Annotated in this window: 15 protein-coding genes; 2 read left to right on the top strand and 13 right to left on the bottom strand. The window is 68.3% G+C overall.

Annotation, left to right across the window (positions count from 1 at the left end; all coding sequences use genetic code 11):
- Window positions 1-91: 91 nt before the first annotated feature.
- From AC04ME_RS03135 to AC04ME_RS03125, 3 genes are all read right to left on the bottom strand, one after another.
- Window positions 92-364, bottom strand: a complete 273-nt coding sequence (locus AC04ME_RS03135) for a DUF1905 domain-containing protein (protein ID WP_042538163.1) — start codon at window positions 362-364, stop codon at window positions 92-94.
- Between the two features lie 31 nt (window positions 365-395).
- Window positions 396-1,190, bottom strand: a complete 795-nt coding sequence (locus AC04ME_RS03130) for a tryptophan-rich sensory protein (protein WP_475433545.1) — start codon at window positions 1,188-1,190, stop codon at window positions 396-398.
- Between the two features lie 99 nt (window positions 1,191-1,289).
- Window positions 1,290-1,853, bottom strand: a complete 564-nt coding sequence (locus tag AC04ME_RS03125; RefSeq protein WP_042538167.1) for a TetR/AcrR family transcriptional regulator — start codon at window positions 1,851-1,853, stop codon at window positions 1,290-1,292.
- 96 nt (window positions 1,854-1,949) lie between these two features.
- Between AC04ME_RS03125 and AC04ME_RS03120 the strand changes: the two genes are divergently transcribed.
- Window positions 1,950-2,792: an alpha/beta fold hydrolase gene (locus AC04ME_RS03120; RefSeq protein WP_042538169.1), complete on the top strand. Its 843-nt coding sequence runs from the start codon at window positions 1,950-1,952 to the stop codon at window positions 2,790-2,792.
- A gap of 172 nt (window positions 2,793-2,964) precedes the next feature.
- Here AC04ME_RS03120 and AC04ME_RS03115 read toward each other — a convergent pair whose 3' ends face one another.
- The 5 genes from AC04ME_RS03115 to AC04ME_RS03095 all read right to left on the bottom strand — a co-directional run bounded on the left by AC04ME_RS03115 (window position 2,965) and on the right by AC04ME_RS03095 (window position 11,759).
- Window positions 2,965-5,730, bottom strand: coding sequence for a glycosyl hydrolase 53 family protein (locus tag AC04ME_RS03115; RefSeq protein ID WP_475433543.1), 2,766 nt, complete (start codon window positions 5,728-5,730; stop codon window positions 2,965-2,967).
- Window positions 5,731-5,761: 31 nt separating this feature from the next.
- Window positions 5,762-6,673, bottom strand: a complete 912-nt coding sequence (locus AC04ME_RS03110; RefSeq protein ID WP_475433542.1) for a sugar ABC transporter permease — start codon at window positions 6,671-6,673, stop codon at window positions 5,762-5,764.
- A complete protein-coding gene (locus AC04ME_RS03105) occupies window positions 6,673-8,295 on the bottom strand; it encodes an ABC transporter permease subunit (protein ID WP_309693260.1) in 1,623 nt (540 codons plus the stop codon). The genes AC04ME_RS03110 and AC04ME_RS03105 overlap by 1 nt, the downstream gene beginning before the upstream one ends.
- 113 nt (window positions 8,296-8,408) lie before the next feature.
- Window positions 8,409-9,638, bottom strand: a complete 1,230-nt coding sequence (locus AC04ME_RS03100) for a sugar ABC transporter substrate-binding protein (protein ID WP_475433540.1) — start codon at window positions 9,636-9,638, stop codon at window positions 8,409-8,411.
- A 114-nt stretch (window positions 9,639-9,752) separates the two neighbouring features.
- Entirely contained in the window at window positions 9,753-11,759 is a 2,007-nt protein-coding gene (locus tag AC04ME_RS03095) for a beta-galactosidase (protein WP_475433538.1), read from the bottom strand.
- Window positions 11,760-11,974: 215 nt separating this feature from the next.
- Between AC04ME_RS03095 and AC04ME_RS03090 the strand changes: the two genes are divergently transcribed.
- A complete protein-coding gene (locus AC04ME_RS03090) occupies window positions 11,975-12,982 on the top strand; it encodes a LacI family DNA-binding transcriptional regulator (protein ID WP_475433536.1) in 1,008 nt (335 codons plus the stop codon).
- Here AC04ME_RS03090 and AC04ME_RS03085 read toward each other — a convergent pair.
- The 5 genes from AC04ME_RS03085 to AC04ME_RS03065 form a co-directional block, all read right to left on the bottom strand.
- Window positions 12,979-13,866, bottom strand: coding sequence for an alpha/beta fold hydrolase (locus AC04ME_RS03085; RefSeq protein ID WP_475433534.1), 888 nt, complete (start codon window positions 13,864-13,866; stop codon window positions 12,979-12,981). The genes AC04ME_RS03090 and AC04ME_RS03085 overlap by 4 nt on opposite strands.
- Before the next feature lie 115 nt (window positions 13,867-13,981).
- Window positions 13,982-14,692, bottom strand: a complete 711-nt coding sequence (locus tag AC04ME_RS03080; protein WP_475433533.1) for a hypothetical protein — start codon at window positions 14,690-14,692, stop codon at window positions 13,982-13,984.
- Window positions 14,693-14,783: 91 nt separating this feature from the next.
- Entirely contained in the window at window positions 14,784-15,740 is a 957-nt protein-coding gene (locus AC04ME_RS03075) for a siderophore-interacting protein (RefSeq protein WP_475433531.1), read from the bottom strand.
- Entirely contained in the window at window positions 15,730-16,530 is an 801-nt protein-coding gene (locus AC04ME_RS03070) for an ABC transporter ATP-binding protein (protein ID WP_042538187.1), read from the bottom strand. Before AC04ME_RS03070 ends, AC04ME_RS03075 begins: the two co-directional genes overlap by 11 nt.
- On the bottom strand, window positions 16,527-17,600 hold the full coding sequence (locus tag AC04ME_RS03065; RefSeq protein ID WP_475433990.1) for a FecCD family ABC transporter permease: 1,074 nt from the start codon (window positions 17,598-17,600) through the stop codon (window positions 16,527-16,529). The genes AC04ME_RS03070 and AC04ME_RS03065 overlap by 4 nt, the downstream gene beginning before the upstream one ends.
- Between the last annotated feature and the right edge of the window lies 1 nt (window position 17,601).

Genomic DNA, 17,601 nt, shown 5'->3' with positions numbered 1-17,601 from the left:
CAACTCAGCATGAACTTGCGGCGGCCGGCGGAATAGACGGGTTCAGGGCGTTCGGCCGCAGTTCGTGCTGAATTGTGAACGGTGTGCGTGATCAACGCTTCATGATGGTGACCTCGACGGTGTCACCGATGTCCTTGCCCAGCGACTTCCGCGCCTTCGCGTTCAGCGACACCATGTGTCCACCCGTACCGGTCACCATCGCGCCGACGTTCTCGAGCTTCACATCGTCTATCAGGGCGTCGACCCTGACCGTCTTCCCGGTTCCGAAGAACTCGGCGGAGCCGGGTATCTCGACGCAACTCCACGTCTCGCCCTTGACCTCGACACCGATCGTGGTGTGAAAGCTCAGCTGATCCGTACTCATGAGAACAGGCTATTCGCGACCGAGCGCTGAATCAGAGCGCGATGTCGGCGCGCGGGCGGCGCAGCACTCCCCAGACGCCTGCGGCGACGAGGACGATCGCGACGATGATCGCGGCGATGGCGGTGACGGTGCTCTCGGGTTCGCCGGTCAGGCGGCCGACTGCCAGCCAGCCGAGGCCCCAGGCGGTCGCGAGAGCGGGGGCGATGCGTCGAGTGACGAGCGCGCTGGCCACTCCGATCACGAGCACGACGGCGAGCACGGCGACCGCCCAGATCTCAGCCTTGTCTGCCCACGCTGCCGGGGCGATCTGCGTGAACCACGCCGTCGTGTTGGCCACGGTCGCGATGGTGACCCAGCCGAAGTGCAGGCCGTTCGCGCCGTCGACCACGATGCGCTCGGGCCAGGTCCGGGCACGGCTGCGGCCGAGGATCACGATGACACGGGCGAGGGTGGCGAGCAGCAGTGCGATCACGAGCACCGTCAGCGGAAGAGACAGGAACTGCGCCGTCACGAGCCAGAGCCCGTTCAGGATCATCGATGCGGCGATCCATCCGCCGACCGCGCGCTGACGTTCATCCGCCCGCTGCGGCGGAAGCGCCTGCCACACCGTGTAGGCGATGAGGCCGAGGTAGATCAGCGACCAGATCGAGAAGGCGGGGCCGGCCGGGGCGAGATACGACCCCTGCGCCGAGAGCGCTCCGTCTTGCAGCTCGCTGACCGAGGTGCCACCGAAGGCGCCGGACCCCACAGCCGCGGCTATCAGCATGAACGTGGCCGAGGCGATGATGATCGACTGGCGGGCGATGTCCTGCGTCCGGGATTCCATGCTCGCACCATACGCGCGTGAGCGCGGGAACACACCAGCCTTGACACCGACATCCGAGAAGGCTAGCCAGGCTAGCTAAATCCCTCGAGTGCGCCGCGGTCAGGCGGCGACGGCGGCGTCGATCAGCACCTCGGCCGCATTGCGCGCCTGCACGGCGACCTGCGGATCGGCCGCGATGGCGGCTGTGCTCTGGGCCCCCTCCGCGAGGATCGACAGCTGCGCGGCGAGCGATGCCGGCGCCCCGGCCGCGACCACGAGCCCCGCCATATACGCCTGGAAGGAGGCCTTGTGGTCACGGACGATCTTGGCCACCTCGGGGTTCGTGCCGCCGAGCTCGCCGAACGCGTTGATGAAGGCGCAGCCGCGGAAGTCGTCGGTGCAGAACCAGTCCTCGAGATACCCGTAGACGGCGAGCAGTCTGTCGCGCGGGTCAGCCCCGGCATCCGCCACCGCCCCCGTGAGTCCCGACTCCCATTCCCCGTGCTTGCGGGCGAGGACAGCCGTGACGATGTCGGTCTTCGACGGGAACAGCGCATAGAGGCGGCGCAGCGACACGCCGGCCGCGGCCCTCAGCTCGTCCATGCCGACAGCCGCGTATCCCTTGCGGTAGTAGAGCTCGTCCGCCGCCGCAAGGATCTGTTCACGCACCGTTTGCTCCGTCATATCCTCAGTGTACTTGACATGAGAACGAGCGTTCTCTACAGTGGACAACATCAGCCGAGAACGACCGTTCTCACAGGATCGAAAAGGACCAGGATCATGGGTTACATCACCGTCGGAAACGAGAACAGCACCCCGATCGAGCTCTACTACGAAGACCAGGGATCGGGCCAGCCCGTCGTCCTGATCCACGGTTACCCGCTCGACGGACACAGCTGGGAGCGCCAGACCCGCGAGCTCCTCGCTCAGGGCTACCGCGTCATCACCTACGACCGCCGCGGATTCGGTCAGTCGTCGAAGGTCGGCACCGGATACGACTACGACACCTTCGCCGCCGACCTCAACACGGTGCTCGAGACCCTCGACCTGCGCGACGTCGTGCTCGTCGGCTTCTCGATGGGCACCGGCGAGCTCGCCCGCTACGTCGCCACGTATGGCCACGACCGCGTCGCCAAGCTCGCGTTCCTCGCCTCGCTCGAACCGTTCCTCGTGCAGCGCGATGACAACCCCGAGGGCGTGCCGCAGGATGTGTTCGACGGCATCGAGGCCGCAGCCAAGGGCGACCGCTTCGCCTGGTTCACCGACTTCTACAAGAACTTCTACAACCTCGACGAGAACCTCGGTTCGCGCATCAGCCAGGAGGCTGTCACCGGCAGCTGGAACGTCGCGATCGGCAGCGCTCCTGTCGCCGCCTACGCCGTGGTCTCGTCGTGGATCGAGGACTTCCGCGGCGACGTGGATGCGGTGCGCGATGCCGGCAAGCCCACGCTGATCCTCCACGGCACCAAGGACAACATCCTGCCGATCGACGCCACCGCCCGCCGGTTCCACCAGGCAGTGCCCGCGGCGACCTACGTCGAGGTCGAGGGCGCCCCGCACGGCCTGCTCTGGACCCACGCCGACGAGGTCAACGCCGCGCTGAAGGACTTCCTCAGCAAGTGACGCACCCTTCCGTTCGTTGAGCGAGGAGCGCAGCGACGAGACGAAACGCGGTGAGGATGCAGGGGCTCAACGCTCCGGTGTCCTCACCGCGTTTCGTCTCGCTCCGCTCGCTCAACGAACAGAAGCATCCGGTGCTGACCCGACCACGGATTCAGGACGCAGCCGGATGCCGTCAGCGCTTGACCGTCACCGTGAGCGTCTTGCTCTCGGTACTGCCCGCGGCGTTCACGAACTCCACACGGTAGGTGTGCTTTCCCACCGACCGCCCCGACACCGGCACCGTCACACGCTGCGCGGCGGGGCTGTTCGCGACCATGTCGCCCTCGGAGATCAGCACACCGTCTTCGTACAGGCGGTACGAGGTCGCGTTCGTGCCCCACCACATGTCGGCGGTGAGCGTGTACGACCCGTCGCCGTCCCAGTTGTCGGCCGACAGCACGGGTGTGCCGGGAGCCGCATCCTTCACCTTCACCGTCACGGGCTTCACCGCCGTCACGCCTCGCGAGTTGACCAGTTCGCCGGTGTAGACGTAGCTGCCGTTCGCCTTGCCGGTCACGGCGACCTGTGCCGTCTGCGCACCGGTGCCTCCGAATGTCAGCGGCACCGTCTCGATCAGCACGCCGTTCTCGAAGACTCGCAGCTTGGTGGCGTTCTGCCCCCACCACAGATTCATGGTGAGCGTGAAGTCGCCGTCGAGCAGCCCGGTGTCATGGCCGTTGTCGTGCGACAGCACTCCGCGAGCCGGGGCGGCCGTCGCCGAGTCCTTCCGCACGAGTGCGTCGACGGCGTCATCGAGCGTCGCCACGGCTCCTGCCACGGCATCCTCACTCGGGCTGGTCGCTGCGAGCACGATGTCGGCACGCGCGATCGCACCGGGCATGGCGGTCGTCGACGACTCGACATACGTCGTCAGGTCGAGAGCCGCAGCCGCGTCGCGCCGATCCCGCAGCTGCGTGGTGTCGGCACCGGGCATCGGTTCGCGCACGAGCTCGAGATCGTCGATCGTGCCCCACGCCCCCGCCGGCAGCGCCGCGGAGATCCGCACGGTCGCCGTGCCCTCGGCACCCACCTGCAGCGCCTCGGTCGTCGGCGTCGACCACACCCGCCAGCCGTCGAACCCGAAGGCCGCAGCGGGGCCCGCTGCAGACGACGAGAGCGACAGCGAAGCCCGCCCGTCCGAGCCTTCACCGTCGCCCTGCAGCGATGCCCGAGCGACGTACGACCCTGCGGGCAGCCCGCTCACGGTCTGCGACAGCTCGAACGAGTATCCGGATGCCGCGTAGAAGTGCGCCGAATGGGTGCCGCTCCGAGGGTCATCCCATGCTCGCAGGGTGAGGCCCGACCCGGTCGCGCTCCACATGCTCGTGTCCGCATCCTCGAATCCAGGGTTGCGCAGATAGTTGCGCGCCGCGACCGACACTGTGGCGGAGGCCGCGAGTCCCGCTTCCGTCACGCCCGCGATCGCATACTCGCCGACGCCCTCGATGTACTCCGCGCCGGTCGACCAGGTGACGGTCTGCTGCTCCGACGAGCCGTCGTTGTAGAGCACGGACACTTCGCCGGGCAGCTCGACCGCATCGCCCTCGACCAGCTGCAGCGCCACGGGCTGCACCGACTCGACAGCGCGAGGGGCCTGGGCTCCGGTGCGCACGTAGGAGAAGATGTTCAGCGCATCGGATGCCCTGCCGTCGAACCCGAACAGCGCCTGGTTGTCCCACGCGGATCCGCCGAACCACTGGCCCGCATCATGGGGCTCGTACTCGCCCGCGAAGCTCGACGCCCACCCCGAGCCGTCGCGCTCCCAGAGCACCTTGTTCTGCTCGAGCTGCGACGGCGGCCCCACCGGAAGCCACGCGGGCTCCCAGTAGTAGACGCCGATGCCGGCCTCGCCGACGTCGGCGACCGCCTGCACGACCGCGCGCACCGCATCGGCCTGACCCTGCACGCTCACCGGATACTGCGTCGCCTCGGACGGCAGGTCGACCACATTGCCGTGGCCGTCTCCGTCGTCGAGCGTGAACGCCCACGAGGTCTCGGCGACCATGACCTTCTTGCCGTACGTCTCGGCGACGTGCGAGAGCACCGCCGTGAGGTTCTCGGGGGTGCCGTGCCAGAACGGGTAGTACGACGACGCGAACACGTCGTAGTCGACGTCGCGGCGGTCGAGCTGGGCTGCGACGTCGGCATAGAAGCCGGCCCGCTCGGGGTTGGTGAAGTGCACGGCGACGAGGGTGTCGGGCGCTTCGGCGCGCACGGCGGCAGAGCCTGCCGAGAACACCTTCGCCATGTCGTCCCAGCCGCGCACCCCGGCGACGCCGCCGTTGGTCTCGTTGCCCACCTGCACCATGCGCAGGTCGACGCCCGCATCCACCAGTCGTCGCACGGCATCACGGGTGAAGGTGCCGACCTCGGCGGCGACCTGGTCAGCCGTCATCCCCTCCCAGGCCTTGGGCACCTGCTGCTTGGCGGGGTCTGCCCAGAAGTCGGAGTAGTGGAAGTCGACGAGCACGCCGAGTCCGGCATCCGTCGCGCGCTGCGCGATCTCGATCGCACGATCGACGTCGACGTCGCCGCCGCCGTAGCCGTTGCCGTTCGCGTCGAACGGGTCGTTCCACACGCGCACCCGCACGTCGGTGACCCCGGCGTCGGCGAGGATCTCGAACAGATCGCCCGGCGTGCCGTCGGAGTCTCGGAACACGACGCCCGACTCTTCGAGAGACAGCACCGACGACACGTCGACGCCGCCGATGAAGTCGTCGGGCAGGTTCTCGACTCGAGGGACGGTGATGCCGGCATCCACCGGTTCGATGGCGGCGACAGCAGCCGGCACGGATGCCGGGGATGGCGCGGCCGACGCCGGCAGCGCGACGCCGATCAGGGCGACGGCGGTGACCGTGGCCAGGGCGGTGGAGAGAAGGGAACGCGTGCGACGGTGCATGACGGCCTTTCGAGCGGTGCGGAAGAGAGGATCAGCCCTTGACGGATCCCTGGGTGAGCCCGCCGACGATGTACTTCTGCAGCGAGAAGAACAGTGCGAGCACGGGCACGGCGGCGACGACGACACCGGCGGCGAAGAGCCCCCAGCGCGAGGTCAGCTGGTTCGAGACCCACTGGTACATGCCGACGGCGAGGGTCCAGTTGTCCTCGGAGGTGAGGATGATCTTCGACAGGATGAAGTCGCCGAACGCCGCGAGGAACGCGAGCAGGGCGACGACCGCGAGGATCGGCACGACCAGCGGCATGATGAGCCGCCAGAAGATCTGCGCGTGGCTGGCGCCGTCGATCTTCGCGGACTCGTCGATCTCGACGGGAATCGTGTTGAAGAAGCCGTACATCAGGAACGTGTTCGCGCCGAGTGCGCCGCCGAGGTAGACGCAGATCAGGGCGATCTTCGAGTTGATGCCGAGAGCAGGGACCACGTCGCCGAGGGTCTGCAGCATCAGGAAGATGGCGATGAACGCCAGCGCCTGCGGGAACATCTGCAGCACGAGCAGGGTGGTGAGGCTCGCGCGTCGCCCGCTGAAGCGGAAGCGCGAGAACGCATAGGCGCCGCAGGCTCCCATCAGCACCGAGCCCACCGCGGTCACACCGCCGATCAGCAGGGTGTTGCCGAACCACACCCAGTAGCGCGATTCGCCGAGGGCGATGTAGTTCGCGGGATCGAGCGCACTGAACAGAGCGCTGGATGCCGCAAGGCTGCCGTTCGGGTTGAGCGACGCCGACAGCACGTAGACGAGCGGGAACGCGGCGAAGAACAGCACGCCTGCGGCCAGGATGTACTTCCATCCGACCTCGCCCCACCACCGACGCCGTCGAGCGCCTGCGCGCGCGGCATCCGCTTCTTTCGTTGAACCGGTCACGATGACTCTTGTCTCACTCATCACTGGTACTCCTCGAGCTTGCGGGTCTGTCGGAAGCTCAGCGCTGAGATGAGACCGACCACGATGAAGGCGATGATCGACAGCGCGCTCGCGAGGCCGTAGTCGGCCGCACCACCCGAGACGCCCGAGACGTCGTAGATGGCCGAGACGAGGATGTCGGTCGAGCCCAGTGCGTACGGAGCGCCGGCGATGGCCGGCCCGCCGTTGTTGAAGGTGTAGATCACGGTGAAGTTGTTGAACGCGACGGCGAACGAGGCGATCAGCAGGGGGGCGGTCGACACGAGCAGCAGCGGCAGCACGATCGCGCGGAAGCGCTGCAGCTTGTTCGCACCGTCGATCTCGGCCGCTTCGAGCGTCTCGCCCGGCAGCGACTGCAGCGCGCCCGTGCACACGAGGAACCAGTACGGGTAGCTCAGCCACACGTTCACGAAGATCACCGCGGCTCGGGTGAGCCACGGGTCGCCGAGCCAGTTGATCTGCGAGCCGAAGAAGAACAGGTCGTTGATCACGCCGAACTCGGCGTTGAACATGCCGCGGAACAGCAGCGCGGCCATGAACGCGGGGAACGCGTAGGGAAGGATGAACAGCGCCCGCAGGAACCGGCGACCCTTGACGCGCGGGTCGTTGTAGACGATCGCGAGGCCGAGTCCGACGGCGAAGCTCAGCACGACCGACAGGATCGCGAACGCGAAGGTCCAGACCGTGACGCTCAACAGGGTGCCCGCGAGGTTCGCATCCGTGAAGAGCTTGAGGAAGTTGGCGAACCCGACGTTCACCGACCACCCCGTCGGCAGCGCCGTGCCGTCTTCAGCCACGAACGCACCGAGATCCGTGGCCGTGTAGACCGTGCCCGACTGCGTGTCGGTGATCGTCTGCGCCTCGGCATCCCACACCAGCGTCGGTTCGTAGACCGAGCCGGTCGAGCCCTCTCGGGTGCGGATCGAACCGTCGTTCGGGTCGTCCGAGACCGGCACCCTGAGGTCCTTGATCGTCGCTCCGAGTGTCGGATCGGTCAGCACGGTCGCCCGCGGGACGACCTCCCACCCGGGCACCTCGCTCGGGGCGCCGGTGGTGCCGATCTCGGCATCGGATGCGGTGGTCAGCGGTTCGGTCGCGGATCCGACCTGCACGTCGCCGTCGTCGTCGACGATCGCGAACCCGAGCTCGTCGCCGCGCTGCACGATCGAGAGCGGGTAGTCCGACGAGCCCTCGATGCGACGCTCGCCCTGGATCAGCGCGGCCTCGACCGCCTGCGCCTGCGTGCCGACGTGACCGGTGCCGTAGTTCGTGAAGGCGATGTACGCCGTGTAGCCGAAGATGAAGACCTGGAAGACGAGCAGGAAGATCAGCCCGGGGAGCAGGTATTTCAGCGGCAGCGCCTTGCGGGTGAAGTACACCCAGTCGGCGATGATGACCAGCAGCACGACGACGCCGAGAACGATCCACGACTCGGCACTCCAGGCCGAGATCGCGGTCATGATGCCGAAGGCGTTGACCAACGCCATCAGGGCGAGCTTGATGAGGAAGCCCCAGCCGAGGCCGCGGAAGCGACGGGCGTGGGATTCGCGCGAGGGCTTCACCACGGGGGTGGGGGCCTCGGCCGGTGGTGCCTGGATCGTCATGTCATCAGTCCTGTCTGGCGGGGCGTTTCGTCTCGCTCCGCTCGCTCAACGACCGGGAATGTTCGTTGAGCGAGGGAGCGAAGCGACCGAGACGAAACGCCCCACAAGTCGGGTCAACCCGCGAGAGTCGTCTCGAGGTCGGCGACCATGGTGTTCCACGTCGACACGGGGTCGGCGCCGTTGATGATCTGCGCCTGCGCGGCGTTCCAGAGATCCCAGACAGAACCCATCTCGGGGATCGACGGCATCGGCACGCCGCTCTGGGCGGAGGCCACGAAGCCGGCGGTGATCGGGTCGGACGAGACCTCGTCGGCGAGCGTCGACCACGCGGGGATGCGGGGGTCGGCCTCGTAGAGGGCACGCTGCGCGTCTTCGGTGCCGAGGTAGTTCACGAGGAACTCCTGGGCGAGAAGGGCGTTCTTGCTCTTGCTCGAGAGGTAGAAGCCCTGCACGCCGACGAACGGGGCTGCGGGCTCGCCGCCCGCAGAGGGGATCGGGTTCACGGCGACGTTGATTCCGTCGAACGCGCTGATGGCCCACGGGCCCTGGATCGTGTACGGGGCCTTGCCCGACGCGAACAGCTCGTTGTTGATGTCGTAGTCGACGGTGGTCGAGATGTAGCCGGTGCCGCTCGAGCCGTTGGCCCCGAGCCAGCTGGCGAACGCCTCGCCGGGTGCTCCGCCCATGCCGACCTCGCTCGTGTACGAGCCGGTGTCGTCCTGCACGAAGACGGGGGCGCCGAACGAGGTCTGCAGTCCGTACATCGTGTATCCGTCGCCGGTCTCGCCGCCGGTGTTGATGACGAACGGACGCTCGGTGCCCGCCGCGACGCCCTTGGCGATCATGTCGTCCCAGGTGGCCGGGGCCTCTGCGCCGACGAGGTCGACGTTCTGCACGAGGGCGATGGTCTCGAGCGAGTACGGCATCGCATACAGCTGGCCGTCGTAGGTCATGGCGTCGAGGGCGACCTGCTCGAACTCCGACGCCTTGTCGCCGAGGTCGATCGTGTCGACGACACCGGCCGCGACGAGCGCGCCGAGCCAGTCGTGCGCGCCGACCGTGATGTCGGGTCCCTCGCCGGTCGGGACCTGCGCGATGAAGTCGTTGCGGAGGTCCTCGAAGTTCTTCTGCACGAGGGTGACCTTGGCTCCGGTCTCCTCTTCGAACGCCTCGGCGGCTGCGGTGATCGCGGCTTCGCGCTCGGCATCCGTCCAGATGACGAGTTCAGCGCCGTCGCCGGATGCGGCGTCGTCGCCGCCGCCTTCGGGTGCGCCGGCGGAGCAGCCCGCGAGGACCACGGCCGCGGCCAGAGCGAGTGCGCCGACTCCGATGTGCTTGCGCATGCGTTTTCCTATCTGTCGTGGCCGACGATGCGCTGCGCGTCATCGCGACCGGGGTGGGTATTGCTGTGTGGTTCGTGGTGGTGCAGGGTGATGCGGGTCGTGCGGATCGTGCTGTCAGTGGGAGGTGCGGATGACGGCGACCCCGCCCGCCGCGATCGTCAGGACGCCCGAGATCTCGGCGCCGCTGAGGAGCTCGACGCCTGCGGCTTCGAGCTCGACGTCGTCATCACGGTGGTTCACGGCGATGCGGTAGACCGAGTCGCCGCCGTGACGGGTGATGACCTCGAGGCCCTCGGCGACACCCGACGGGGTGACGTCGGCATCCGCGTAGACCTCGTGCAGGAGCGCGCGCATTCCCGCCGCATCCAGCCGGGTGCCGACGTACCAGCCGGTGCCCGCCCCGTGACGGTGACGCGTGATCGCGGGCTCGCCCTCACCGGGTCCGCCCGAGAAGTTCGCGATGACCTCGGCTCCTTCGAGCGCGATGTCCTCCTGCCAGACGTCGGCGATGATGCCGTCGTGATCGACCCAGTCGAGTCCGTGGCTCTCGCCCTCGCGCAGCGGCAGGAACTCCTCGACCGTGAGCCCGAGCGCCTCACGCAGCGGGGCGACGAAGCCACCGGCGTGCACGGCGTCGTTCTCGTCGACGATGGCTGAGAAGAACGACACGAGCAACGTGCCGCCGTCGCGGACATACGAGGTGAGGTTCGCGGCATCCGCGGTGCTCAACAGGTACTGCGCCGGAGCGACCACCAGGCGGTAGCCCGAGAGGTCCTGGCCCGGCAGGGCGAAATCGACCGTGATGCCGTCACGCCACAGCTGCTCGTAGAAGCGGCGAACCTGGGCGGCGTGCGTGACATCTTCGGAGGGGCGCCATTCGAGGTCCTGTGCCCAGAACGATTCGAAGTCCCAGAGGATCGCGACGTCGGCTTTCACCGTGCTTCCCTGCACCTCGTCGAGGCGGCCGAGCGCGGCACCCAGATCGACGACCTCCCGGAAGACCCGCGACTCGGTGCCGGCGTGCGGCAGCATCGCGGAGTGGAACTTCTCGGCGCCCGAGCGGCCTGCGCGCCACTGGAAGAACAGGATGCCGTCGGCTCCGCGGCCGAGGTGCGTGAAGGAGTTGCGCTGCATCTCGCCGCGACGCTTGGCGATGTTGCGCGGCTGCCAGTTCACGGCCGAGGTCGAGTGCTCCATGAGGATCCACGGCTTGCCGCCCCCAACCGACCGGCTGAGGTCGGCTGCGATGGCGAGCCCGATGTGCGCGTCCTCGTCGGCGGCCCACAGGTAGTGGTCGTCAGAGACGATGTCGACCTCGCGGCCCCAGGCCCACAGGTCTGTGGTCCAGCTCTGGTTCGCCATGAAGTTCGTCGTGACCGGCTGATCGGCGTGCGCGCGGATCGCGTCGCGCTCGGCAATGAAGCACGCACGCAGCTGGTGATCCGTGAAGCGCGCGAAGTCGAGGCGCTGAGCCGGGTTCACGACGCTCGGGGCGATGGCGGGCGCACCGACGTGCTCCCACGCCGAGTAGTGCTGACCCCAGAAGGCGGTGCCCCACGCGCTGTTCAGCGCATCGAGCGAGCCGTACTTCTCCTGGAGCCAGAGCCTGAAGGCGGCGACCGCGTTCGGCGAGTAGTCCTCACCGACGGGAACGCCGTACTCGTTGTGCACGTGCCACAGCACGACGGCCGGATGCTGCGCATAGCGAGCCGCGAGAGCATCCGCGATCCGCACGATCGCCTCGCGGTAGGCCGGTGACGAGTGCGAGGCCATGCCGCGCGAGCCGAAGCCCATCGTGCGTCCCTCGCGGTCGATCACGTGGGCGTCGGGGTGGTTCGCGAAGAACCACGCCGGCGGGGATGCCGTGGGCGTGCCCAGGTCGACCTTGATGTCGTTCGCGTGCAGCAGGTCGAGCAGCTCGTCGAGCCAGGCGAAGTCGAACTCGCCCTCGGCGACTTCGATGAGCGCCCACGAGAAGATGCCGACGCTCACCAGGTTGACTCCGGCCTCGCGCATCAGGATGACGTCTTCGCGCCACGTCTCGGGCGACCACTGCTCGGGGTTGTAGTCGCCGCCATAGGCGATTCCGCGCAGCTCAGGCCAGGCGTGGGGCGAGGTCATCGGCACTCCATCGGGTCGGTGTGGTCGTGGTGCGGGTCCCGGCGTGCTGTCGCTCATTCGACTGGGACCGGTCTCAGCCTGACTCATGAGAGTGACTGGGACCGGTCTCAGTTCTACCCCAGGTCCGCTGTCGATCACAACTGCCGTTACCGAACTGAGACCGGTCCCAGGTTGGACTACCGCTCGACGGGATGCTGTGGGTAGAGTCACAGGCGATGAGTGATGTCAGCGCGAAGCGCAAGCCGACGATCCGCCAGATCGCGGCGCAGGCGGGGGTGTCCCGCAGCACGGTCTCGCGTGTGATCAACGGCGGGCACTGGGTGTCCCCCGATGCCAGGCAGGCCGTCGAAGAGGCGATCCTCGCCACCGGCTACACGGCGAACCATCACGCGCGAAGTCTCGCGACGGGCCGCGCCGGTTCACTGGCGTTTCTGCTGACCGAGCCGCAGCAGCTGCTGTTCGACGACCCGACCTTCGCACTGCTGCTGCGCGGAGCGGCCGAAGCCCTCGCGCAGCGGGCGATGACACTGGTGCTGCTCGTCGCCGGAACGCCCGCCGAGCGCGAGAGCGTCGCCCAGTTCCTCAGCGCCGGTCATGTCGACGGCGTCATGCTGATCTCATCGCATGAGTCCGACCCGCTGCTCGACCAGCTGATCGAGGTCGGCATCCCCACCGTCTGCTGCGGTCTGCCCCTCGGGCACGAACGCGAGCTCTCGACGATCTCGGTCGACGAGGTCGCCTCGGCCCGCACGATGGCCGCGCACCTCGTGGCGCAGGGCCACCGCCGCATCGGCATGATCACGGGACCCGACGACACCCCCGGCGGGCGCTACCGCCTGGTCGGCTTCCGCGAAGAGCTCGGCGAGCAGTTCGACGAGACGCTGGTCGAGGTGGGCGACTACTCGTACGAATCAGGGCAGGCCGCGATGACGAGGATGCTCGCGCACGACGTCGACGCCGTGTTCGCAGCATCCGACCGGATGGCCGCCGGAGCGATCGCCGCCGCCCGCCGTGCCGGACGCCGCGTGCCGGAGGACATCGCGATCGCCGGGTTCGACGACTCGGGCCTCGCCGCCACCCACGAGCCTCCGATCACGACCATGCGTCAACCCTGGGATCAGATCAGCGCTCAGATGGTCGCCGTGCTGCTCGAGGTCATCGCCGGAGCATCGCCCCGCTCGGTCATCCTCGACACCGAGCTCGTGGTGCGCGAGAGCGCCTAGGCGCCGTTCTCACCTCTACGATCGGTCGAGCACCTCGCGGAGCTTGGCGGCGAAGGCCTCGGGCTGACCGGCGTAGCCGAACTCTCCGCCCATGAAGCCGCCGTGGTGACTGGGGAACACCGTCGCCTGCTGGCCGAGCTGCTCGGCCAGCAGGCGATCGCGGTGCGGCCGGTGTAGACCTTCAGCGACTCCTCCCCGACGGCAACGACGATCCGCGTAGGCGCGGCCTTCAGCGCCTCGATGTCCGGCACATAGAGGGGCACCGCCCACGAGAGTTCCGACAGCAACGGGTCGTCCCGCTTGCCGTCGTCCTCGGTCGCCATCCCGAACGCCGCGGGGTCCGGCGCCGGCTGCGCGAGGTACTCGTCGGTGACCTCGCCCTCCCACGAGGTCATCGCGATGAACGCCGCCATCCCTGCGCCCCACCCCTTGTCCTGATACACCTGCGTGTAGGCGATGCGGGCGCGGTGGACCGCCTCGGCATCCGGCAGCACGCTGTCGATCGGCGGCTCGTGAGCGACCAGGGTCGCGACGTCGTGCGGGTGCGCCGTGACCAGGGCGAGCGCACTCACGGCGCCGCCGCTGCTCGCGAGCATGTCGACGCTGCCGACACCGAGCGCCTCGATGATCGCGTGGACATCCTCAGCCTGGGTCTCCGGGTCGTTCGTGACACCGCCGTCCTTGCGCGTACTGCGGCCCATGCCACGCGGGTCGTAGGTCACCACGGTGCGATCGCCGAACAGCGCCACCTGGGCCTGGAATCCGGTCGCGTCCATCGGCTGACCGATCATCATCAGCGGAGGACGACCATCCGCAGTCGGGAGCGGCCCGTGCACGTCGTAGACGAGGTCGACCTCCGGAAGCTCGAGCGTGTGCTGCGTCATGGACGGCCTCCTCGTCATCGAACGATTCCATTGGGATGCTACGACGCGGCATCCCCGGGCGCCACCGGGCCATGTCCCGCCACGAGGCGGTTGGACTCGCCGGACACCCGTCGGCTCACTCGAAGGTCGTGATGGCGAGGTCGATCATCGGCAGGCTGTCGCGCGGCACGACGACAGTGCAGACCACGTTCTCATCGACGCGGAAGCCCACCGCGTAGACGAAGGGATCGGTGTCGATCTGCACACCCGGTCGATTCCGGCCATCCACCGCGACGACGGCATCCCTGGCCGCCGATGTCTTCGCCTCCCAGCCGCCGTCGTCACCCTCGCTCGGCAGGTCGGGGAGTCCGAGCTCCTCACGGAATCTGTTCCGCAGTATGTGATTGGTGTGGTCGACCAACTGCTCCGAGAGCGCGTGCCGCTCGGGATCGGGCGACGCCTGCCAGCTGGTGCGCACCGCCTCCCAGAGCATCGGGTACTTGAGCAGCTGAGCCCGCTCGATCAGCCACGCTGGGCGGCCCCACGGCGGTTCCTCCTCGATCGATCGTCGGATGCCGGGGTCCAGCTCGATCTCGTTGCGCGGGTCGGAATGGTCGTCGGGATTCCTCCACAGCGTGTAGGTGAGCGACACCGACGACTCCGCCAGTCCTATCGGCGCGCCCGCTGCCGCCGACGCGCCCATCTCCATGAACGAGGCACCCGGTATGCGCGTGAGTGATGGCTGCGGCCGCAGCTGGAACACCGGGTAGGACAGCCCGCGCACGCGAGCTTCGAAATCGGCGCTCGGGTCAGGGGCGTCCATCGGCACTACTCCGGCGTACTCCATCCGCCCAGTCTGACCTCTGCCGTGGCGGAACTCCAGGACTCAAGGGGCGATGCGAACCGTTGCGGCGGCCGACCGCGCGAAAGCAGGCGGCTCAGCCCCGCATCGCGACGCCTCGGCGCCAGTAGCCCATGAAGGCGACCTGGGAGCGGTCGATGCCGAGGTCCTTGACCAGGTGACGGCGCAATGTGGTGACGACGCCGCTCTCGCCGGCGATCCAGAAGTAGCGCTCGGCGGGAGCATCCGTCGCCGCGATCTCCTCGCCGAGGCCCGAGTAGTCGGGGGTTTCCCAGAGCAGGTCCTCGGACTCGATGTCCTTCACGTCGATCTCGTCGGCGGCGTCCGCATCGCCGAGGTACTCGAGCACAGCGGGGATGAGACGCACACCGTGGGGCTCGCCCGCATCTCGGGGCAGCCAGTGCACCTCGACGCCGGCGGGAGCGTCGATGCGCAGGATGTCGGCGGGAGACGGCACCTCGATGAACGCGCAGCCTCGGAGGTCGCTCGGGGCGTCTTCGAGGATGCGGGCGATCGCGGGAGCCGCGGTCTCGTCACCGGCGAGAACGACCGACGCAGCAGTGCCCGGCTCGTACTCGGCACCGCCGTGAGCCGCTGCGGCGACCCCGCGACGCGGTCCGACGATGAACAGCTCCTGGCCGGCGGCGGCCGCATCGGCCCACCTCGACGCGGGGCCCGTCAGTCCAGGCGCCAGATGCAGCACGAAATCGACGTCGAGCTCGGTGCCGGCATCCGTCACGCGAAGCTCGCGCACTGAGTAGGTGCGCATGGATCCGCGCTCGTCCTCGGGCACGGCGAGGAACGACCCCCACCAGTCGTCGGTGTCCCGATCGAGCTCGGGAAGGATGCCGGATGCCGGCGGGAACACGATCTTGATCCGAGAGTCGAAGGTGTCGCCGGGCGTGCCGAACTCGAAGAGGTCGTCACCGCCGAAGGTGACGCGCACGAAGTTCGGCGACACCCGTTCGACCGCGCGCACCTCGGCGCGGGCCAGCACGTAGGTGGGGCGTTCGGTCGTCGTCTCAGCGGACATGATGCCTTCCGATCGGGGTGACCATCGGCTTTCCCGAGACCGGGTCGATGGTGATCTGGTTCGCGAGGTCGAAGACCTCTTCGACGAGCTGGGCGGTCACGACATCCTGTGGAGCGCCGGTGGCGTGCACCCTGCCCTCCTTCATCGCGACGAGCTCGTCTGAATACCGCGCGGCGAGGTTGAGGTCGTGCAGCACCATGACGATCGTGGTGCCGCGCGAGACGCTCAGGTCGGTGAGCAGGTCGAGCACCTCGACCTGGTGCGCGACGTCGAGGAACGTGGTCGGCTCGTCCAGCAGCAGGATGTCGGTCTCCTGCGCGAGCGCCATCGCGATCCACACGCGCTGACGCTGGCCACCCGAGAGCTCGTCGACGCTGCGGTCGGCGAGGTCGGTGGTTCCGGTCGCCTCGAGGGCGTCCGCCACGATCTCGTAGTCGTGGGCACTCCAGCGGGCGAGCATCTTCTGGTGCGGATGCCGGCCACGACCCACGAGGTCGGCGACGGCGATGCCCTCCGGCGCGACGGGCGACTGCGGCAGCAGACCGAGGATGCGCGCGACCTCCTTGGTGGGGCGCGCGTGCACCGACTTGCCGTCGAGCACGATCTGGCCGGCGGTCGGCGAGAGCAGACGCGCGAGCGAGCGCAGCAGCGTCGACTTGCCGCATCCGTTGGCTCCGACGATCGTCGTGATCTTGCCGGGGGCGATCGCTAGGTCGAGGCCGTCGATGATCGTGCGGTCGCCGTAGGCGAGCGTGACGGACTCGGCCGTCAGAGTGTGCGCCTCGGTCACAGTGAGCCTCCCGAGCGGTTGGTGCGGATGAGCAGGAAGATGAGATACGGAGCGCCGAGCACGCCGGTGATCACGCCGACCGGGTAGCGATCCCCGAACGCGAACTGGCCGAGCAGATCGCCGCCGAGCACCAGCACGGCACCGACGAACGCGCTCGGAAGCAGCAGGTTCGCTCCCGGGCCGGTGATGCGGGCGGCGATGGGACCCGCCATGAACGCGACGAACGCGATGGGGCCGCAGGCCGCGGTCGCGAAGGCGAGCAGGGCGACGGCGCCCAGGATGAACAGCAGGCGGGTGGTGTTGACCCGCACGCCGAGACCGGACGCCGAATCATCGCCGAGCTGCATGGCTCCGAGTGCGCGCCCCTGCGAGAGCAGCAGCGGCATCAGCACCGCCGCGGCTATCGCGAGCGGCATCACGCGCTCCCACGAGGCATTGTTCAGGCTTCCGGTGAGCCACTGCATCGCGGTCTGGATGTCCCAGCTCGCTGCGCGCGACAGCATGTAGGAGATGACGCTCTGCAGCATCGCCGCGACGCCGATGCCGATCAGGATCAGTCGCGTGCCCGCGAAGCCGTTCTTGATCGACAGCAGGTAGATGATTCCCGCGGTCACGATCGCGCCGACGAGAGCCAGGAGCGAGACCACCGGGCCGTTCAACGACAGCACCACGATGCCGAACACCGCAGCGGCGCCGGCGCCGTTCGAGATGCCGATGATGTCGGGAGACGCGAGCGGGTTGCGGAGCAGCGTCTGGAACGAGACGCCCGCGATGCCGAACGCGAACCCGGCGAGGATCGCGAGCACCGCGCGGGGCAGACGCAGCTCACCCACTGTGAACGACGCCCCCGGAACCGTCTCGCCCATGATGACGCGGATCACCTCGTCGAGCGGATAGAACGTGTTGCCGATCATCAGGGCGACGGCGAACAGCACCACGAGCATCGCGCCGAGAACGATGGTCGCGACCGCGTGGCGGCGGTGTCGTGAGCGACGGCCGGCGACGATCGCGGCGACGGACCCGCCCCTTCGTTCGGATGCCGCAGGAGTCTGGGCCGCAGCCCGGTCGATG

The organism is Microbacterium sp. LjRoot205, assembly GCF_056175745.1.
The sequence above is the reverse complement of the archived record's forward strand: the minus strand, read 5'-3'. Positions and strand labels throughout refer to the sequence as shown.

Excerpts from the sequence above, each read along its gene's own strand:
- AC04ME_RS03135 (WP_042538163.1), bottom strand. The coding sequence starts at position 364 with ATGAGTACGGATCAGCTGAGCTTTCACACCACGATCGGTGTCGAGGTC.
- AC04ME_RS03085 (WP_475433534.1), bottom strand. The coding sequence starts at position 13,866 with ATGACGCAGCACACGCTCGAGCTTCCGGAGGTCGACCTCGTCTACGAC.
- AC04ME_RS03110 (WP_475433542.1), bottom strand. The coding sequence starts at position 6,673 with ATGAGTGAGACAAGAGTCATCGTGACCGGTTCAACGAAAGAAGCGGAT.
- AC04ME_RS03075 (WP_475433531.1), bottom strand. The coding sequence starts at position 15,740 with ATGTCCGCTGAGACGACGACCGAACGCCCCACCTACGTGCTGGCCCGC.
- AC04ME_RS03080 (WP_475433533.1), bottom strand. The coding sequence starts at position 14,692 with ATGGAGTACGCCGGAGTAGTGCCGATGGACGCCCCTGACCCGAGCGCC.
- AC04ME_RS03095 (WP_475433538.1), bottom strand. The coding sequence starts at position 11,759 with ATGACCTCGCCCCACGCCTGGCCTGAGCTGCGCGGAATCGCCTATGGC.
- AC04ME_RS03100 (WP_475433540.1), bottom strand. The coding sequence starts at position 9,638 with ATGCGCAAGCACATCGGAGTCGGCGCACTCGCTCTGGCCGCGGCCGTG.
- AC04ME_RS03130 (WP_475433545.1), bottom strand. The coding sequence starts at position 1,190 with ATGGAATCCCGGACGCAGGACATCGCCCGCCAGTCGATCATCATCGCC.
- AC04ME_RS03090 (WP_475433536.1), top strand. The coding sequence starts at position 11,975 with ATGAGTGATGTCAGCGCGAAGCGCAAGCCGACGATCCGCCAGATCGCG.
- AC04ME_RS03125 (WP_042538167.1), bottom strand. The coding sequence starts at position 1,853 with ATGACGGAGCAAACGGTGCGTGAACAGATCCTTGCGGCGGCGGACGAG.
- AC04ME_RS03105 (WP_309693260.1), bottom strand. The coding sequence starts at position 8,295 with ATGACGATCCAGGCACCACCGGCCGAGGCCCCCACCCCCGTGGTGAAG.
- AC04ME_RS03120 (WP_042538169.1), top strand. The coding sequence starts at position 1,950 with ATGGGTTACATCACCGTCGGAAACGAGAACAGCACCCCGATCGAGCTC.
- AC04ME_RS03115 (WP_475433543.1), bottom strand. The coding sequence starts at position 5,730 with ATGCACCGTCGCACGCGTTCCCTTCTCTCCACCGCCCTGGCCACGGTC.